This is a genomic window from Cellvibrio fibrivorans (assembly GCF_031457055.1).
GTDB lineage: Bacteria > Pseudomonadota > Gammaproteobacteria > Pseudomonadales > Cellvibrionaceae > Cellvibrio > Cellvibrio fibrivorans.
The window spans coordinates 1-2619 of the sequence record NZ_JAVDVX010000019.1 but is presented as its reverse complement, the minus strand read 5'-3'; the positions used below and the strand labels follow the sequence as shown (position 1 = coordinate 2619).

Annotated in this window: 2 protein-coding genes; both read right to left on the bottom strand. The window is 44.3% G+C overall.

All coding sequences use genetic code 11. The features are described from left to right. Positions 1–786: 786 nt before the first annotated feature. The gene (locus J2X05_RS21050) at positions 787–1344 is read right to left on the bottom strand and encodes a cytochrome b (protein WP_310076403.1); all 558 of its coding nucleotides are present in this window, start codon (positions 1342–1344) and stop codon (positions 787–789) included. A gap of 163 nt (positions 1345–1507) precedes the next feature. Beyond that, on the bottom strand, positions 1508–2619 hold a 1112-nt coding region (locus tag J2X05_RS21045), incomplete at its 5' end, for a DUF1552 domain-containing protein (protein WP_310076401.1).

Below are 2619 nucleotides of genomic sequence, written 5' to 3'. Positions count from 1 at the left end.
GGGAGAACCCTACCGCGCAGAGGGAGCGGGTTAGTGCTCCATCCTGGCGAGGGGTGATCGCAGAGGCTTTAAAGCTACTCATAGTGTCTTCCTCGAAAGTAAACGCCGAATTGCTTCGGCATGGTTTTTAATCGCACGTGCTAAAAGCGTTTTTGCCCTTCATCTATCCGTGTTCGATTTAGTAAATGATTGCGCTAACATTTTTTGCTTAAACAAAATCATCAGAGCAATTTTCCAATGGAACGAGCAATAAAGTGAAAACGGGATAAGCGCACATCAATAGCTAACTATCGACGTGAGTTGTAAATCACGGGAGGGTGTGATTTACGTTATAGCCTGCCATTAAATGAGATATCAGCAAGCATGTTTATTGTTATTTTTAAATATGAATATATTGCATAGGTAAAATTTAGAGTTTTTGCAACGTATTCGTGTGCGCTATTCTCTTAAAAAAAACATTTTTTTGAAAGAGCGTGTGCAATGTATTTTTTTATGGAGTCGATTGGTTGTTTTTGCGGGTATTTTAAAAAGGACTTTTTTTACAGTGTCTGCTGACAAGTGTAGGCGAGTGTGTATTTTCTCAAATTTTATTTTTACAAAAATTTTCACTTATTATTGATGATTTAATTGCCAGTGCTTTTTGTGTTTTATATATAAAATAAAAGATTTTTAGTTAGGCGAGGAGGTTAATAAAACAATGACGCCTAAGGCGCCATTGTTTGATCATTATTATCTGCTTAAATTGAGGTGGAAGGTATTTGTAAGCAAGTTAATCATTGCAGTTAATTATTCTGGCGTTTTTTTGCTTGGTTTTAGCATGCGGACTAAAGTGCGGTCGCGGATAAAAAAGTGATGAATTAATGCTGCACCGGCATGGACAATAACAAGTCCAAACAATCCCCAGGCAACATACTTGTGGGTCAATCCTGCGATATTGAGTTGAGATGTTTCCAGCAACTTAATGGAGGGAATCTGGAAGAGGCCGAATACATCAATTGATTGGCCTTCAGCTGTACAAATAAAATAACCGCTAATCAAGATGGCGAATAAAAAAACATAGAGCAAAAATTTACTCAGCGAAATACCAATTTTTGCAGGAGTTGAATTCACAAGTGTTTTGGGTGTTTTACTGGAGAGACGCCACAAAAGCCTGATGCTGACCACGCCGAATAAAATAATTCCCAATGCGTAATGCAAATGGGCGTACTGCAAATAGTCACTGGAATAGTATCCGTAGCTGGTGAGATACACTCCCAAGCCAAATAGAAACAAAGTTAATCCAGCACTTAGCCAATGAAAAAAAATACTGATAAAACCGAAATTGTGGTTGGAGTCTCTGATCATTATTCTTCTCGCTCATTATTTTTATAGGAATAATCGGGGATTTTTCTGATGCAGTTAATGAATTGGATTACTGACACAGAGTGTTGTGGCGGGGGGAATATAAATGAAATCGCCCTGGGGCGCCAGAGTTACTACTCTGGAACCCCAGGGCGCTAATCAAGTTTTACAAACCGGCGATAATCGAACCACCCCAGTTACGGTAAGCCGTACTGTTCGGGCTTTGATCGGCGCGCATTTTCAATGCAAGGGTGTGGAAAATATCAGCTTGCGATTTACCGCCGATATCCAGTACACGACCACCGGCAATACCCGCACCCGCGAGAATCATCGGTACATCATCATTGCCGTGCGCATCTGCAAGACCCATGTCCGACATCTGGAACACCGTAGTCGAACTCAACAAGCCGTTGGCATTCAACTTATCCAACAGGTTTTTGGTCAGGCTCTGCATGTAAGCAATGTCTTCGGTGTATTGCGCCTGGTTGAAGTGATGCGATTGGTGCGATGAGCGGCCACCGAGTGCATCAAAGATATGGTTGTGCGCATCTGAACCGAAGGCAATTGACACAGACGCAGTCAAATTACAATTCAGTGCAAGCACAGCGATATCGGTCTGCAGTTTCGCCAGCGAATCAAAGCCGGTGACTGTGGTATTGGCAGGTTTAGGGCATGAGCCACCACCACCGCCACCAGTGCCAGTTCCAGATCCAATCGCAGCTTCAATTTCCTGAATCGCCGTGAAGTGGCTGTCCAGTTTTTCTTTTTCATGTTGGCCCAGTTTGGTTTTCAAACTGTTCACCGCCGGGTAGTGCAAATCTACAATCGATTTTCTCGGTGCAGTGCCTGTTCCGGTGTTGGTGCCACCACTGAACAGAATATCCAGGGCAGTTTGCGGGCTGGTGATGGTTGGTTTGCTTGCACTGCCTTCACGGCTCAGTTGCGACTCTTCGGTGGTACCTACGTTGAGGTATTTCACCGGATAGTTGGCACCGATGGTGCGGCCCATGTTTACGTCAAAACTGTCTTTGGAGAAGCTGGCATTGTCAAAACGATGGAACATGATGCCATGGCCTGCGCCGGTCAGTTTCGCGCTCTTCATGATTGCGATTCTGCTGTAATGGCTTTGCAGTGGTGCTGATTGTGCAGGCAGTGTGGCGCCAGTTGGATACCACAAATTTGGTTGGCAACCACCACCGGAAAATACCAAACAGCTTTTAGTCGGTGTACCGGTCTGTGCTTCAGCGGTACGCGCCAACATCACGCCGGCAACCAGGC